At 47.0% G+C, this 14,348-nt stretch carries 16 protein-coding genes and 1 tRNA gene; 7 read left to right on the top strand and 10 right to left on the bottom strand.

Translation table 11 applies throughout. From position 1 onward, the window contains the following. The first annotated feature begins 85 nt into the window (after nt 1–85). Genes TPET_RS04065 through TPET_RS04045 form a run of 5 tightly spaced genes read left to right on the top strand, consistent with a single transcriptional unit; the run spans nt 86 to nt 3,713 of the window. Complete coding sequence (locus TPET_RS04065) at nt 86–862, top strand: flagellin (RefSeq protein ID WP_011943380.1); 777 nt, start codon at nt 86–88, stop codon at nt 860–862. Between the two features lies 1 nt (nt 863). Further along, complete coding sequence (locus tag TPET_RS04060; protein ID WP_011943379.1) at nt 864–1,448, top strand: isochorismatase family protein; 585 nt, start codon at nt 864–866, stop codon at nt 1,446–1,448. Then, nucleotides 1,409–2,203: an NAD(P)/FAD-dependent oxidoreductase gene (locus tag TPET_RS04055; protein WP_011943378.1), complete on the top strand. Its 795-nt coding sequence runs from the start codon at nt 1,409–1,411 to the stop codon at nt 2,201–2,203. Before TPET_RS04060 ends, TPET_RS04055 begins: the two co-directional genes overlap by 40 nt. After that, nucleotides 2,200–2,772, top strand: coding sequence for an MBL fold metallo-hydrolase (locus tag TPET_RS04050; protein WP_011943377.1), 573 nt, complete (start codon nt 2,200–2,202; stop codon nt 2,770–2,772). Before TPET_RS04055 ends, TPET_RS04050 begins: the two co-directional genes overlap by 4 nt. A gap of 5 nt (nt 2,773–2,777) precedes the next feature. Then, nucleotides 2,778–3,713 carry a radical SAM protein gene (locus TPET_RS04045; protein WP_011943376.1) on the top strand — a complete coding sequence of 312 codons (936 nt, stop codon included), beginning with the start codon at nt 2,778–2,780 and terminating at the stop codon, nt 3,711–3,713. Nucleotides 3,714–3,735: 22 nt separating this feature from the next. Here TPET_RS04045 and trpA read toward each other — a convergent pair whose 3' ends face one another. Genes trpA through TPET_RS04010 form a run of 7 tightly spaced genes read right to left on the bottom strand, consistent with a single transcriptional unit; the run spans nt 3,736 to nt 11,353 of the window. Further along, nucleotides 3,736–4,455 carry a tryptophan synthase subunit alpha gene (trpA, locus tag TPET_RS04040; RefSeq protein ID WP_011943375.1) on the bottom strand — a complete coding sequence of 240 codons (720 nt, stop codon included), beginning with the start codon at nt 4,453–4,455 and terminating at the stop codon, nt 3,736–3,738. Continuing rightward, the gene (trpB, locus tag TPET_RS04035; protein ID WP_011943374.1) at nt 4,452–5,621 is read right to left on the bottom strand and encodes a tryptophan synthase subunit beta; all 1,170 of its coding nucleotides are present in this window, start codon (nt 5,619–5,621) and stop codon (nt 4,452–4,454) included. Before trpB ends, trpA begins: the two co-directional genes overlap by 4 nt. Nucleotides 5,622–5,623: 2 nt before the next feature. Then, nucleotides 5,624–6,241: a phosphoribosylanthranilate isomerase gene (locus TPET_RS04030; protein WP_011943373.1), complete on the bottom strand. Its 618-nt coding sequence runs from the start codon at nt 6,239–6,241 to the stop codon at nt 5,624–5,626. Next, nucleotides 6,229–6,987, bottom strand: coding sequence for an indole-3-glycerol-phosphate synthase (locus TPET_RS04025; protein ID WP_012896140.1), 759 nt, complete (start codon nt 6,985–6,987; stop codon nt 6,229–6,231). The genes TPET_RS04030 and TPET_RS04025 overlap by 13 nt, the downstream gene beginning before the upstream one ends. After that, a complete protein-coding gene (locus TPET_RS04020) occupies nt 6,962–8,593 on the bottom strand; it encodes a bifunctional anthranilate synthase component II/anthranilate phosphoribosyltransferase (protein ID WP_238374331.1) in 1,632 nt (543 codons plus the stop codon). The genes TPET_RS04025 and TPET_RS04020 overlap by 26 nt, the downstream gene beginning before the upstream one ends. 5 nt (nt 8,594–8,598) lie before the next feature. Continuing rightward, nucleotides 8,599–9,972 carry an anthranilate synthase component I family protein gene (locus TPET_RS04015; protein ID WP_011943370.1) on the bottom strand — a complete coding sequence of 458 codons (1,374 nt, stop codon included), beginning with the start codon at nt 9,970–9,972 and terminating at the stop codon, nt 8,599–8,601. 28 nt (nt 9,973–10,000) lie between these two features. Then, on the bottom strand, nt 10,001–11,353 hold the full coding sequence (locus tag TPET_RS04010; protein WP_011943369.1) for a GGDEF domain-containing response regulator: 1,353 nt from the start codon (nt 11,351–11,353) through the stop codon (nt 10,001–10,003). A 99-nt stretch (nt 11,354–11,452) separates the two neighbouring features. Between TPET_RS04010 and TPET_RS04005 the strand changes: the two genes are divergently transcribed. Both TPET_RS04005 and TPET_RS04000 read left to right on the top strand, forming a co-directional pair. After that, nucleotides 11,453–11,529 (top strand) — tRNA-Pro (locus tag TPET_RS04005). Nucleotides 11,530–11,575: 46 nt separating this feature from the next. Further along, nucleotides 11,576–11,803, top strand: coding sequence for an FmdB family zinc ribbon protein (locus tag TPET_RS04000; RefSeq protein ID WP_011943368.1), 228 nt, complete (start codon nt 11,576–11,578; stop codon nt 11,801–11,803). Here the strand turns inward: TPET_RS04000 and tsaD are convergent. From tsaD to rsfS, 3 genes are read right to left on the bottom strand one after another with little or no spacing between them, the layout of a single operon-like run. Further along, nucleotides 11,800–12,783, bottom strand: coding sequence for a tRNA (adenosine(37)-N6)-threonylcarbamoyltransferase complex transferase subunit TsaD (tsaD, locus tag TPET_RS03995; protein ID WP_011943367.1), 984 nt, complete (start codon nt 12,781–12,783; stop codon nt 11,800–11,802). The genes TPET_RS04000 and tsaD overlap by 4 nt on opposite strands. Next, nucleotides 12,780–14,000 carry an ATP-dependent Clp protease ATP-binding subunit ClpX gene (gene clpX / locus TPET_RS03990; RefSeq protein ID WP_011943366.1) on the bottom strand — a complete coding sequence of 407 codons (1,221 nt, stop codon included), beginning with the start codon at nt 13,998–14,000 and terminating at the stop codon, nt 12,780–12,782. Before clpX ends, tsaD begins: the two co-directional genes overlap by 4 nt. A gap of 13 nt (nt 14,001–14,013) precedes the next feature. Next, a complete protein-coding gene (gene rsfS, locus TPET_RS03985) occupies nt 14,014–14,346 on the bottom strand; it encodes a ribosome silencing factor (RefSeq protein WP_011943365.1) in 333 nt (110 codons plus the stop codon). Nucleotides 14,347–14,348: the final 2 nt, after the last annotated feature.

The following is a 14,348-nucleotide window of genomic DNA, read 5'->3' as shown; positions in this document are numbered from 1 at the left end:
GTGATTTTTGGCCGCAATTTCATTATGGCGTATTAAGGTGGAGCCTTAGTCTGATAAAATTCATTATGGAAAGGGGGGATTCAGGATGAGGGTGAACGATGTAAGTCTGATGCGGTACATTCAGCAACTCAGCCTTGAAAGAAAAGCCCCCACACCGGGAAGTTTTCTCTTCAACACAGTATCCGAACTTACCATTCAGCAGAAATTGAGAGGACAGATAGAAGGATACAAAACGACACTTTCACAAATATACAACGGAATAGGTCTTCTGAACACGGCCGATTCGGGACTTGAAAGCATATCAACATCGCTTCAGAGGGCAAGAGAACTCGCCGTTCAGGCTTCGAACGCTACTCTCACAGACGTAGAAAGATCCATGACACAGAAAGAATACGAAGAAATAATGCGCGGTGTGAAAAGGATTATCCAGCAGACAACTTACAACGAACAGAGGGTGCTCGCTGGAGACGTTCGAAACCTTGTGATCCAGACGGGACCCAATGAAGGACAGAACGTAACGGTGAACATACCAAACCTCGAAGAGACTCTCTCCGAACTGTTTGAAGTGGACCTTTCCACCTTCGAAGGAGCACAAAGATCTCTTGAAACCATAGATCAAGCTCTGGAAAACATCTCTCAGATCAGAGGAAACGTTGGATCCTGGATGAACAGGCTGGAGTCTTCAGCGAGAAGTGTGATGAACAGCTACACGGAGCTCTTCAAAACAGAAAGCCTTTTCGAACCGAACGTGGCAGAACTTCTCCTCGAGTCAACGAAGGAAGACATTTTGAGACAGACGGCACTGACCGGAATTCTCTTCAGAATGGAAAATGCGGGAAACGTACTCAAACTCTTGATGTAGTATGTTTTATTTCCCAGAAAGAGAAAAGAAAAGATTCACTTTGAAAAGGCCAGCACTTCTCATCATCGATCTTCAAAGTTATTTCACCTCTCCTGACTCCCCAGCATACCTCCGGGGAGTGGAGGTTGCTATCGAAAACATCAGAAAACTGAAGATCTCCTTCGAAAGAGCGAAACTTCCCGTGATAGCCACAGTCCACGTAGGAGCGTCCCCGATGATGAAGAAGTGGTGGGGAAACGAAGTGGATAAAAGGTGGGCCGTTCCCGTTTTTTCCGATGTTCTTCTTTTTGAAAAGAACACGTACGACGCGTTTTATTCAACGAAACTCGAAGAGGAGCTCAGATCAAGAAACGTCAACCAGCTGATCATAACAGGTGTGATGACACATCTTTGCTGTGAAACTACAGCCCGAAGCGCTTTTGTGAGAAACTTCGAAGTGATAATGGTGGAGGACGCGCTGTGGGATAAAAACGAATGGTACCACTTCTCTTCACTGAAAAACCTGGCACATGGAGTCGCGTACATCGCAAAGACGGAGGAGATCCTGTGCGCGTTGGAATCGTTGGAGCAGGGCCAGCAGGAGTAGCAGCCGCTGTGTTTCTGAGGAGGTACAACGTTCACGTTACAGTGTTCGAAAAAAACAGGGTGGGGGGACTTTTGCGGAACGCCCATCTCGTTGAAAACATCCCGGTTTTGCCTCCAGCCCCCGGTGAAGAGATCTGCAAAACACTGGAGAAAAGATTATTTGAATCTGGTGCTGAACTCATAAGGGAAGAAGTTGTAAAGGTGGAAAACGAAAAGATTCTGACAGAAAGAGAAACTTATTCGTTCGATTACGTGATCGTTGCAAGTGGCACGATTCCAAAGAGGATTCCAGAGTTCGAAGTATCTAAGAATGTGGTCTATGAATTCATCGATCTTCCAGAATTCGAGCAACTCGCAATCTATGGAGCAGGAGACGCTGCATTCGACAGCGCTTTGAACGCTCTCAGGAGAGGAAAAGAGGTACATCTTTTCAACAGAGGCAGCAGAATCAGAGCGCTTCCCCTCCTGGTCGAGAGAGCGAAAAAATACGAGAAATTCTATTATCATGAAAGATGCCCCATCCTCAAGGTGGAAGAAGAGGGCAAAATGGTTAAACTGAAAACAGAACACGGTGTTTTCACCTTCGACGCTCTCCTTTTGTCTGTGGGCAGGGTCCCAAATACTTCTTTCGTTGAACCTGGAGAAAGAACTTTCATTGTTGGGGATGCGAGAGGTGGTTTCAGACAGACATCGATAGCGATGGGCAGTGCCATCGAAACAGCGATGGAGATCCTGAGAAGAGAGGGAACAGTATGAAAGTCAGCAGATACACAACTTCGCCGCCGTTCGATGTGAACACCTACGTGTTTGAGATTGATGGTACTCTCTACGTGATAGATCCAGGAGAAGGGATCTCTCAATTCGTCAGCAAGCCAGTCGTTGTCCTCGTCACACACGGCCACTGTGACCACATATCGGGAATCCTGGAACTGGATGTGAGAGGTCTTTTCATCTCTCCCGAAGACGCCTTCACGCTGACAGATCCTGCCGCGAACCTTTCCAGTGATTTCATGGACCATTCGGTGATCGTCGATCTTCCATGGGAGAACATCGATCTTCATTTCAGAACCCTTAAGGTGCCAGGTCACACAAAAGGGTCTCGATTCATCATCTTCGACGGAGTGGTTTTCACCGGAGATACGGTCTTTGCCGACACGATCGGAAGAATAGACCTTGGAGGATCGGAAGAGAAAATGAAAACCACGCTGAAAAAGGTGAAAGAGTTCTTCAAAAATCTTCCAGAGGACTGGCTCGTGTGTCCGGGCCACGGCGAGATCACAACTGTGGGAGATCTTCTGAAAAGGAACATATTCCTGGGGAGGTAAAAGCTGTGAAAATTCTCAAGAGAGTGGGAAAAGAAGAAGTCGCATACGTGTATCTTGGAGAAACTTCCAGAGGGAATCTGGTGGAATTCGTTGAATCGATTCAGCCGCCCATTCCCCGCGAAAAGAAATGGGTTCTTATTGTTTCAACACTCGCTGGATGTCCCGTGGGATGTCTCATGTGCGACGCAGGAGGTTTTTACAAAGGTAAACTCTCCGCCGATGAAATCTTCGAACAGATCGATTTTCTGGTGAAGAGCAGGTACCCAAACGGAAGGATCCCTTCGGAGAAGTTCAAAATACAGTTTGCAAGGATGGGAGAACCCGCCCTAAACGAAGCCGTTCTCGATGTTCTGAAGGAACTTCCAGTAAGGTACGAAGCGCCTGGACTGATGCCTTCGATTTCCACAGTCGCCCCTCACGGGACGGATTCTTTCTTCGAAGAGCTTCTTAAAATAAAGGAAAAACACTATAGAGGTAAGTTCCAGCTTCAGTTTTCCATTCACTCCACAGACGAGAAAGAAAGAGATCGGATCATTCCCGTAAAAAAATGGTCTCTCGACAAGATATCAGAGTTCGGAAAGCGGTTTGTGAAAGAAAACGACAGAAAAATCACCTTGAATTTCGCTGTGGCACAAGAGTACTCGCTGGACCCGGAAGTGATCATAGAAGTCTTCGATCCTGAGAAGTTCCTTGTGAAAATCACACCGGTGAACCCTACCTATCGTTCAAAGGAGAACAATCTGAATTCAGATGTTGACGTCGAAAGAAAAGGACTTCTGAAGCATCAGAACTTCATAGAAGAGCTCAAAAACGCTGGTTTTGAGGTGATCCTGAGTATCGGTGAACTCGAGGAGAACAAGATCGGCAGCAACTGCGGTCAATACGTCCAGAGACACTTGATGAGCGAAAAAAAGATCGTGGATGGTTACCAGTACGTGTGAAAACCCCGCGCAGGCGGGGTTTTTATTTTCCGAGGAGTTCTTTCACTTTCTCAACAACCTTCTTAGGAATCTCATCCTTCGGACTTTCTTCCATTATTCTCACAAGCGCGCTCCCGACGATCGCACCGTCGGCGATCTCCCACACCTTCTCCACCTGTTCGTGCCTGGAGATTCCAAAACCCACGAAGAGAGGAAGTTTTATTCTTTCTTTCACCCTCTTTATGTGATCCGCGAAAGGAAGGTCTTCCCTCTCACCTGTGACGCCGTACCGGGATATGTAATAGACGAACGGAGCCTGAACGGAATTGATAAACTCTATTTCCTCATCTTTGGTGTTCGGTGCAACGAAGGGAACTATGGGATACGCTATATTGACGTTCTTTACCTCCCTCAAGGGCAGGTCAGGTATGATCAAGCCCTTCACACCGAGTTTTTTCAATTCATCGAGGAGTTTTTCTTTTCCCTCTGGATAGTTCACTATCGGATTCAGATAACTCATCAGGTAGAGATCGTAATCAACAGATATTTCACCCAGCATCTCCAGGATCTTCTTCATAGTGACTCCATTTCTCAGAGCCACGCTGTGGGCAAGCTGAATAACAGGACCGTCAGCCACCGGATCGGAGAACGGAACTCCTATCTCCACACCTGTGATGCCGAGTTCGTTGAGAGCGATAAGTATTTTCCTTGTGGTTTCAAGATCGGGAAATCCAGCGGGGATGTATGCAATAAAGCCCTTCATCCTATCCTCTCCCTGACGTACGGATGGTTCAAAACTGATTCTAAATCCTTGTCGCCGCGCCCTGAAAGGTTCACAACGACGACCTTACCCTTTATATTGATCTTCTTCAGGTAAGCCAGTGCGTGAGAGCTTTCGAGTGCTGGAATGATCCCTTCCAGCCTTGAAAGTTCGATGAAGGCATCGAGAGCTTCTTCATCCGTCACCGCATCGTACAGAACTTTTCCAGTCTCCCTCCAATAAGCGTGTTCAGGCCCCACACCGGAATAGTCCAGTCCCGCCGAAACCGAGTGTGTCACCTGAACCTGGCCCCAGTCATCCTGAAGAACGAAGGTCTTACTTCCGTGTAGGTATCCAATTTTCCCTTTGAGAAGAGAAGCTGCGTGCTTTCCGGTTTCGAGGCCTTCTCCACCGGCTTCCACTCCGATCAGCTTCACACCGGAATCTATGAACGGGTAGAAGATACCGGCAGCGTTGCTTCCTCCTCCAACACACGCAACGATGTAATCCGGCAATCTCCCTTCCTTCTCAAGGATCTGCTTTTTTGTTTCCTCACCAATCACCTTCTGAAAGTTTCTCACTATGATCGGATACGGGTGAGGTCCCACGACGGATCCGATAACGTAGTAGGTGGTCTGAAGGTTCGTGATCCAATCCCGAAGGGCTTCGTTTATGGCGTCTTTCAGCGTTCTGCTTCCGCTCTTCACGGGAACCACTTTCGCGCCGAGGAGTTTCATTCTCTCAACGTTGGGTTTCTGTCTGATCGTGTCTTCTTCGCCCATGTATATGACGCACTCCATTCCAAAGAGCGCAGCGGCCGTCGCGGTGGCAACGCCGTGCTGCCCCGCTCCTGTTTCCGCTATTATTCTTGTTTTTCCCATCCTCTTCGCGAGAAGCACCTGACCTATGGCGTTGTTTATCTTGTGAGCACCTGTGTGAAGAAGATCTTCACGCTTCAAATAAATCCTGGCGTTGTACTTTTCACTCAACCTTCTGGCGAAGTAAAGAGGAGTGGGGCGTCCAGCGTAATCCCTTAGAAGGTCGTTGAACTCTCTCCAGAACGATCCATCCTTCATGATTCCCTCGTAAGCCGCCTCGAGTTCTTCAAGGGCAGGCATGAGAATCTCGGGAACGTACTGACCTCCGTAAGGACCAAAGTAACCTTTCATTCTCACAACCCCTTTGCATTTTTAATGAACGTCTTTATTGAATCGTGATCTTTCTTTCCCGGAAAGGCCTCAACACCGGAAGACACATCCACCGCGAAAGGCCTAACCATATCTATCGCACTTCTGACGTTATCAGGATTCAAACCTCCCGATAGTACAAGATACCTGAACTGGTCTCTGTAGGGGAGGATCAGAGACCAGTCGAACGTTTTTCCACTTCCCCCATACTCCGGTGTCTTCGTATCGAGAAGAACCGGAAACTCCCTGTAATTCAAAGCACGCTCTATATCCCTTTCGTTCGAAATCCCAACCGCTTTTATCACCAGGATTCTCTCCGCTATTTTTCTGCACAGTTCGATCGGTTCTTCTCCATGTAACTGGACCGCGTTCAGCTGAACATAAGAGGCCACATCCAGAATCTTTTCTGGTTCTTCGTTCACAAAGACCCCCACACGAAAAACGAAAGGAGGTAATTCAACAGAAATCCTCCTGGCATCTTCAGGAGAGATGTACCTTTTGCTCTTCGGATAGAAAACGAATCCCACAGCGTCAGCGCCACTCTCCACAGAAAACAGCGCATCTTCCAGATTAGTTATCCCACAGATCTTCACTCTGACCATGCTCTCATCTCTTCCAGAAATCTTCTTGGATTCTCGGCTTTCATGATGGATGTACCAACGAGAACAGCGTTCACCTTCCCCCGCAGATCCTTGAGTTCTCTGGGATCTTTTATGCCACTTTCAGCGACCACAACCGTATCATCCGGCACGAGTGGTAGAAGTTCCCACAGCACATTCTTCCTTATCTCGAAAGTGTCCAGATCTCTCGTGTTGATACCGATTATCTTCGGTCTGATCACCGAAAAGACCTTCTCCAGATCTTCTCTGGAGTGGACTTCTACGAGACTGTCCATTCCGAGCTCTTCCGCCGCTTCATAGATCTCTTTTATCTGCTCTGCAGTGAGTATTCGGGCGATAATAAGAACGGCGTCTGCTCCCACACTGGAAGCCAGTTTCACCTGGACCTTGTCTATGTAGAAGTCCTTAGCGAGAATGGGTCTGCAGGTCAAGGCCCTCGCTGCTTTTACGAAAGAAATATCTCCTTTGAAATAATGCTTTTCCGTGAGGATGCTGATCGCATCCACCAGCTCGTCGTACATCCTTATGAAATATTCCAGAGAAGCATCAGCGTTTATATCTCCAGCAGATGGAGAAGCCTTCTTGAATTCCGCTATGATCTTTACTTTCTCTTTTCCCGACAGAACCTCCAGAAATCTGTGGTTTCTTCTTTGAACGATCAAGTTCTCGCCGTCTATCTCCAGAATATCTTTCTTTTTGGCTTCAACTATTTCCCAGAGTCTTCTGATAGTCCATTACCTCCCTCAATTTTTTGTAGGCCTCACCCGTTCTGATGAGATCAAGTGCCTTCCCGACACCGTCCTTTATAGTGTCACATTCACCCACCAGCCAGAAAACAACCCCTGCGTTCAAAGCCACCGTCTCCACCTGTGTTCTGCTGGCTTCTCCTTTCAGAACACTTTCCATCATCCGGTACGCCTCTTTGGGATCGGAAGGACCTTTCAGCTCCTTGGGATCTCCCCTCTTCAATCCGAGTTCTTCGGGATCCAGCGTCATAGGTACGATCTCTTCCTGGGTAACGAGGAGTACGTTGTTCTTACCACACGTGGTGAGTTCGTCTGTGAAACCTCCGTTGACCACTGCCGAGCGTTCCGTACCAAGACGTTGAAGGGCCGTTGCAAGTTTGGAAGCGAAAGAAAGATCGAAGACCCCCACCACCTGGTACTTCACCCTGGCAGGGTTCGTTATGGGACCAAGAAGGTTGAAAGCCGTTCTTATCTTCAGCTGTCTTCTCGCGGGCATCACGTGCTTCATCGCTGGATGAAGAAGCGGTGCGAAAAGGAAAGAAAAACCAGTCTCTCTGAGCTCTCTTTCCATCTCCTCCGGTGTCTTTTCAAGTTTGTACCCACCGGCTTCGAGAACGTCGGCACTCCCCACCTTGCTTGAGACAGATCGGTTACCGTGTTTTGCAACGGGAATACCAGCCGCAGCAACGACAAAGGCCGTTGTCGTTGAAATGTTGAACGTGCCAAAACCGTCTCCACCGGTTCCACAGGTGTCGACCGTTCTCGGAGAAGGTGCTCTTATATGAACCGATTTCTCTCGCATGACGCTGGCCATTCCACCGAGTTCGTCTCCCGTTTCTCCTTTCATTCTGAGTGCCACAAGGAAACCTGCGATTTGAGCATCTGTGGCATTCCCAGACATGATGAAGTTCATCACCTGACGGCTCTCTTCAAAAGTGAGATCTTCAAACTCTACGAGTTTTTTGAGAGCGGAAACGATGTCAATTTCCACTTCTTCGGAAACTTTCTTTTTCTGAATATCCTGGATGTTCAGGAAGTTCTTTATGATTCTCTTTCCTTCTTCGGTCAGTACGGATTCTGGATGAAACTGAACTCCAAAGGTTGGGTGTTCTTTGTGCTGGAGTCCCATGATCTCTCCATCGTCACTTTTGGCGGTGATTTCCAGAACCTCAGGAAGGGATGCCTCCTCAACGACGAGTGAATGGTACCGCGTAGCAACGAGTGGATTTTTCACACCAGAGAATACACCCTTTCCGTTGTGTACGATCTTCGATGTCTTTCCATGAAGAATCCTCTTTGCATGCACGATCTTTCCACCAAAAGCGTAGCCAATCACCTGGTGTCCAAGACACACACCGAGTATTGGGACCTTCCCGCTGAAGTGCCTCACAACATCGACGGAGATACCCGCTTCTTCAGGTCTTCCGGGACCAGGAGATATAACTATGTGAGTAGGATTTTTTCTCTCTATCTCTTCAATCGTTATCTCATCGTTTCTGAAGACTTCGATTTCACAGCCCGGTTCTACCTCACCGATGTACTGAACGATGTTGTAAACGAACGAATCGTAGTTGTCTATAACGATCACTCTTTTCAAAACAATCCCCCCTGGATCTTCTGCGCAACTTCCAGGCTTCTGAACAACGCCCTGAGTTTGTTCAGAGTCTCCTGATACTCACGCTCCGGAACGGAATCGTAAACGATACCCGCTCCTGCCTGGAGCCATCCCTGTTTACCTTTGAAGAAAAAGGACCTGATGGTGATAGCAGAATCCATGTTCATCTTTCCTTTATCATCGGGGAAAGAGAAATACCCGACGGCTCCAGCGTATGGCCCTCGTGGGGTGGGTTCGAGTTCTTCTATGATCTCCATTGCCCTCACTTTGGGTGCGCCAGAGACTGTCCCCGCAGGGAAAGTCGCTTCGAACACATCCACAGCATCTTTATCGTCCTTCAATTCACCGCTCACCTGCGAGACTATGTGCATAACATGGGAGTACCTTTCGATAACCATCTTCTTCTCCACTCGCACGGTTCCTTCTTTACAGACTCTTCCAAGGTCGTTTCTTCCAAGATCCACAAGCATAACGTGCTCTGCTATCTCTTTTTCGTCGTTCAAAAGTTCTCTCTCCAGCTTCAGATCTTCTTCAACAGTTCTTCCCCGCGGTCTGGTGCCGGCAATTGGCTTCACAGTGGCCTTGTCTCCTTCCACCTTCGCCATGGTTTCGGGAGAAGATCCCAAAACGACCGTGTCTCCGAACTTCAGATAAAACATGTAGGGAGAAGGATTGATCATTCTGAGCGCCCTGTAGATGTAGAACGGATCCAGCGTCGTTTTGAATGTGAAAGCCTGAGAGAGAACCACCTGGAATATGTCACCTTCTACAATGTACTTTTTGGCCTTTTCAACCACTTTGTAGAACTGCTCTCTTTCGAAGTTCGATTCCGGTTCTGTCACAAAAACGTTCTTCTCTGGTTCCTCTTCAAAAGGGCTCAAGACCTTCGATGCAAGTTCCTCAGGACTATCGCTGATGATGAAGACGTTGTTCTTCAGGTGATCGAATATTATGAGATGCTCAGGCACCACGAAATAAAACGTGGGAAACACAGAGGCTCTGACTTTGACTTTCTCTATGTAAGAAATGTAGTCATAACTGACGAAGCCAACTGCTCCTCCCCTGAACGAAGGGAGTTCGTCGTGTTTGACGTTGTATCTATAGACCTCAAGCCAGTCTTTTATCGCTTTGAGAGGAGAGGAAGTATAATCGAGCTGCTGATTCGAAGTTCTCAAGATTCCCTTTTCGAAAACGAGCACGTCTTTTTTTCCTATACCTATGAAGGAATGCCTTCCGAAAGCGGAACCGAGCTCCACGCTTTCAAGCAGGAAAGCGAATTCTTCTCCTCTGGAAACCTTCATAAAAGTGGAAACCGGTGTTTCCAGATCCGAAACGAGCTTCAGCACGTGCATGCTATCACCCACTGTGATTTTTCAGTTATTATATCACGTAACGATCTTTCCCAGAACGCTTAGCTGTGTAAAGTTTTTTGTCTGCTTCCTCTATCAATTCCACCGGTGAGGACTCTTTCTTTGAAAACGCAACTCCTCCACTCAAAGTTACTTTCTTTTCACTTCCGAATATCTTCTGCCAGTCGAAGTTTCTGATGTTCTCCATGATGCTATTCATCGTTTTTACCACCGCGTCTCGTTCACCTGTTTCAAACACCACCATGAACTCCTCTCCACCGTATCTTCCCACTTTTCCGCTTTTCACAGTTTCCCTCAGTATGTTTGCCACCGCCCTCAACACTTCATCTCCCACAGGATGGCCGAACGTGTCGTTTATCTTCTTGAAATCGTCTATATCCATCATAGCCACTGCGATATTCTTTCCGCTTCGAAGAACCTCCTCCAGAAATCTCATGATGGCCCTCTTGTTGAACAAACCCGTCAGTCCGTCTGTTTCTGAAGCGATCACGTAATCTCGAAAGTCGTTCAGATTTCTGAAAAGAACCATGAGACTCGAAAGAGAATCTTCTAAAGCATTTCTCAAGAGGAATGGATTTTCAACATCTTCGAATAGGACAACCCCGAGTTCTGTTCCGTCATCTTTCACGACTGCAGAAATGTTATCATCCGAAATCGAGCCCTCACCGAAAACACCATGAAAGGACCAGAAAGATGGAGATGTCGGTTTTTCCAGTTTGGAGATCAAAAACTTTCTGAGAACTTCTTTATCAACCGGCTTTCCAAAGGAGTAAATCCTTCCTTCACTCGTGGAAATAAGAAGCGCTCTGAAGCTTCCAAACAGAGAGAAATTTCTGAACAGCATAACAAGAAGGGAAATCACGTATCTCTCGTCACGGGAGTACTTGAGATAAGAGAGAATTTCTTTCTCAAGAATCTCCCTTTTCAATCGCTTTTCAACGATATGAAAAACGTTTCCAGATTCGCTGCTCTCATAGTTTTTGAGAGACTCGTATGGAGTGTTCAGAAAAACCTGAAGTTCCTTCTCGATTTCCTCTTTTTTTCCTTTGTTTATGAACAGATTCGCTCCACTCTTTTTCGCCCAGAAGGGATTGATCGTGTCAGAGGATGCCGTTAATATGACTATTCCTGAGTCTTTGAAAGCTTTCATTTCTCTCAAAACAACAGAAAGATACAGCCCAGAAAAATCAGGCATGTTGTAATCGATGATGAAGTAGTCGGGTCTGTGATTCAAAGCCTTCTGTAACCCGTCCATTCCACCCTCTGCGAGGAGGATCTCTACGTCTTTCTTGATGTTTTTTACGATATCAGAAACGACAAGCCGCCAGAATTTGCTGTCGTCAACGATGAGAACTTTCTTCATCAATCTCCACCCTATCCCTGAGTTTTCATAATAATATATTATCAGAAGAAAAAGCGAGTTGAACTGGCGACAGATTAATGGTATCATTTAAAAATGGATCGGGGCGTAGCGCAGGTGGCTAGCGCGCCTGCCTTGGGAGCAGGAGGTCGCTGGTTCAAGTCCAGTCGCCCCGACCATTTTTTTATCGAAGAAGACAAAGCATTATTGAAGGAGGTGAAAGACATGCCAATCTATAGATACGTGTGCGAAGAATGTGGATACGAAACAACGGTTATGCACGGCATAAACGAATCACCGGAGGTTATCTGTGAAGAGTGTGGTGCTAAAATGAAAAGAACGATAGGAAGAGTGGGAATTATTTTCAAAGGAAGCGGTTTTTACATAACAGATTCGAGGAAGAGTGAGAAAAAGAAAGAAACGGCGTCCGCTTCAAGCGAAAAGAAAGACTAAACATTCAAGTTGGGATCGGCGTTCAAATTCAAGGGGGAAAACATCCCCCTTTTCGCTTTTTCATAGCCCGCCTTTGCGACCATCAGAGCGTTGTCCGTGCAGAGTTCTAACGGTGGGAAGAAAACCTCGTAATTCCATCTTTCCGCCCTTTTCCGTACCTCTTCTCTCAACATAGAATTCGCGGCAACTCCTCCGACGAACGCTATTTTTCTGATTCCAAGATTTCTCGCCAGTCGGAAGGTTTTTTCAACGAGAATATCAACGACCGCCTTCTGGAAAGAAGCCGCAACATCTTCTACCTTGTAGTCTTTTTCCCTCTGAAGGAAATAGAGAACAGAAGTCTTCAAACCCGCAAAGCTGAAGTTGTAACTGTCATCATCCAGCATTGGACGAGGGAAGCTGTACTTTTCAGGATCTCCTTTCTTTGCCACTCTGTCGATCACAGGACCTCCAGGATATCCGAGTCCGAGGAGGCGAGCTACCTTATCGAACGCCTCTCCCGCTGAATCATCGAGAGTCTCCCCCAGTACTTCCATAGAATAGTCCTCATTCACTTTCATCAGCTGTGTGTGCCCACCTGAAACCATCAAAACAACGAGGGGTGGTTTCAGATCAGGGTTTGCCAAAAAAACCGCCTGCACATGAGCTTCTACGTGATTCACTCCAACAAAGGGTTTTTCAAGCGAAATGGCGAGTCCTTTTGCTGCGGACAGACCAACGAGGAGGGCACCGATTAGGCCAGGTCCATAGGTGGCCGCAACGACATCTACTGTTTCCGGTGGGACTTTTTCAAAAGCTTTCTTCAAAAGAATGGGTAAATTTTTGAGGTGGTGCCTGGCCGCCACTTCAGGCACCACCCCTCCAAACTTCTGGTGGATTTCTATCTGAGAAACTGTGAAATTCACAACAACGTTTTTACCATTGTCCAGAACAGCGACCGCCGTTTCATCGCAGGACGTTTCTATTCCAAGAACTCTCATGCCGATTCCCTCATAACAACGATGGGTTTTTCCTTTCCAAGAGCAACTTCTTCCGTGATAACGACCTTTTCCACGTTCTTCAAATTTGGAAGTTCAAACATCATATCTATCATCATTTCCTCAAACACGTTCTTCAGAGCGCGTGCACCTGTGCCTCTCTTGATCGCCTTCTTCGCTATGATCCTGAGGGCTTCGTCCGTTACTTCCAGTTTCACACCGTCGATCTCGAACAGTTTTTGATACTGCCTCACAACGGCGTTCTTCGGTTCTTTCAGTATCCTAACGAGATCGTCTTCCGACAGATCATCGAGCGTCGCTATCACAGGAAATCTTCCAACAAATTCTGGAATGAGACCGTACTGTACCAGATCGTCCGGTGTTACATGTTTCAGGATCTCTCCAAGTCTCATCTCTTTTTTGCTCTTTATCTCCGCACCGAATCCCATGGTGGTACTCTGAATACGCCTCTTTATAATTTCCTCAAGACCGTCGAACGCTCCTCCGGCTATGAAAAGGATGTTCCTTGTGTCCACCTTTATGAACTCCTGGTACGGATGTTTCCTTCCACCCTGTGGTGGAACGTTCGCTATCGTTCCCTCCAGTATCTTGAGGAGAGCTTGCTGCACTCCTTCACCGGAGACATCTCTTGTTATCGAAGGATTTGGGGATTTCTTGGCTATCTTGTCGATTTCATCTATGTAGATGATTCCGTACTGTGCTCTCTCAATGTCGAAGTTCGCTGCTTCCAGCAGCCTGAGAACAACGTTTTCCACGTCCTCTCCCACATATCCTGCCTCTGTGAGAGGTGTTGCATCGGCTATGGCGAATGGAACATTGAGAATTTTGGCGAGAATTCTCGCAAGATAGGTTTTCCCGGTGCCTGTGGGACCAATGAGAAGAACGTTCGATTTCTCTATCTCCACATCGTTAGAATCCAGGTTTGAGAACACCCGTTTGTAATGGTTGTAAACAGCCACAGAAAGGACTTTCTTCGCCCTTTCCTGTCCTATTATGTACTTGTCGAGTTCGGCCTTGATTTCCGCAGGTGTTGGAATTTCTTTTATTTCGTTTTTTATACGGACTTTTCTATCGCTTCTCAGAAGATCGTGAAACAGATCGATACACTCGTTACATATGTAAACGTTGTTGGGACCAGCAATCAGCCTTTCCACCTGCTGAATATCGCGTCCACAAAAACTACAGAACTTTCCTGCCATCCTCTCATCCTCCTCAAACACTTATCCTGTCCGCGTCTATCCAGAGTCCTTCAAGGTCGTAGAAATCTCTTCCTTTCTCCGTGAAGATGTGGATCACAACACTGCCTGCATCTATGATCAACCATTCGTATTCTTCGCCTTTGTCATAGTAGATCAAGGGTAGCGACAATTCCTTTATCAGATCGATCAGTTCGTCCCTCATCGCCCTCATATGAGTGTAGGAATTCGCCGTAAAAATCACAAAGTAATCCGTTGGAACAGGTGTTTTTCTCATATCAAGCACAACCGGGTTCTCTCCGCCTTTCTCAGAGATCTTTTTCAGGATTTTCTTCAAAACATCTATCACCT

The sequence above is a fragment of the Thermotoga petrophila RKU-1 genome (genome assembly GCF_000016785.1).
GTDB classification, from domain to species: domain Bacteria; phylum Thermotogota; class Thermotogae; order Thermotogales; family Thermotogaceae; genus Thermotoga; species Thermotoga petrophila.
The sequence above is the reverse complement of the archived record's forward strand: the minus strand, read 5'-3'. Positions and strand labels throughout refer to the sequence as shown.